Raw genomic sequence first — 1,340 nt, forward strand, 5'->3', positions numbered from 1 at the left:
CAGCGCTTAGATGCCTTGGCTAAAGTGACCGGTAAGTCTGACTTCGGAATCGATGTTCAATACCCAGAGGCGTTAACCGCAGTGTTACTGCGCTGCCCGCAGTTTGGTGGTAGGGTCAAGCGCTTTGACGCAAGTGAGGCGTTGACGAAATCGGGGGTGGCGTCGGTTTTTGAGGTAGACGGTGCAGTTGCTGTGCTGGCGAATAGCTATTGGCAGGCGCGCCAAGCGGCCAACGTGGTTGATGTGGTTTGGGATAAAGGCCCTCTCGCCGGGGTCAGCAGCAAAGAATTACGTGACGAGCGACATCGTTTGCTCGGCAGTGAAGAAGGCAAAAATGTTGAAGAAAAAGGCGAAGCAAGTGCCGCGACGGGCGAGTTGTTTGAAGCCGTTTACGATGTGCCTTATCTTGCCCACGCGACAATGGAGCCAATGAATGCCTTGGCCGTGGTCACTAAGACGGGTGTTGAAATTTGGACGGGTAATCAATCGCCCGATATCGCCATGTCAGAAATCGCTGATGCTACGGGCTTTAGGCGCGAGCAGGTGCGTATTTACAATCAAATGCTCGGCGGCGGTTTTGGCCGGCGTATCATGCCCGACTATTTGGTGGAGGCGGCGCGAGTTGCCCAGCTAAGTGGCAAACCAGTGCGGGTAGTGTGGAGTCGCGAGGACGATATGCGGGGCGATTTTTATCGTCCGAACTCCACCGTGGCCATGAGCGCAATGATTGATAAGGCGACCGTCACCAGCATGCAGGCCAAGATTGTTGCGCCGAGTATTATTGGCAGCTTTGTGCGATACGTTACCAATACCTTGTTGCCAGAATGGCTTCCTAATGGGCTCCACAAAAATATCGGTGGTCTTGCTAGTGATACTGACCCCGCTGCCTCAGAGGGTTTGGCACATTCTGATTATGAATTTCCCTATATGCGCACGGATTATGTGGAGCAAAAGACCACAATTCCGCTCGGTTATTGGCGTTCAGTGGGGCATTCCCAAAATGCCTTCTTTATGGAGAGCTTTATCGACGAGCTGGCTCATCGCACAGCGCAAGACCCGGTGGCTTTCCGCCTGGCACATTTAGCCAAAGACTCGCGGCGTCGCAAGGTGCTGGAGTTGGCCGCGTCTAAAGCCAATTGGGGGAACCCACCTGCTGGCCAGTTTCAAGGCGTAGCAGTGCATGAGTCGTTTTCGACGGTTACCGCGCAAGTGGTGAATGTGTCGATTGTGGACGGCAAGATTAAAGTCCATAAAGTGGTGTGCGCGGTAGAGTGCGGCATGGCGATTAACCCTGACATTGTCACTATGCAGATGGAAAGTGGTATTGTGTTTGGCTTGAC

At 53.5% G+C, this 1,340-nt stretch carries 1 protein-coding gene; it reads left to right on the forward strand.

Features of this window, described 5'->3' with window-relative positions:
- Positions 1–1,340: molybdopterin cofactor-binding domain-containing protein (locus tag ABYP33_RS19260; protein ID WP_373092983.1), on the forward strand; the 1,340-nt coding region annotated here is incomplete at both ends.

This window comes from Zhongshania sp. (genome assembly GCF_041584495.1).
In the GTDB taxonomy this organism is placed as follows: Bacteria; Pseudomonadota; Gammaproteobacteria; order Pseudomonadales; family Spongiibacteraceae; genus Spongiibacter.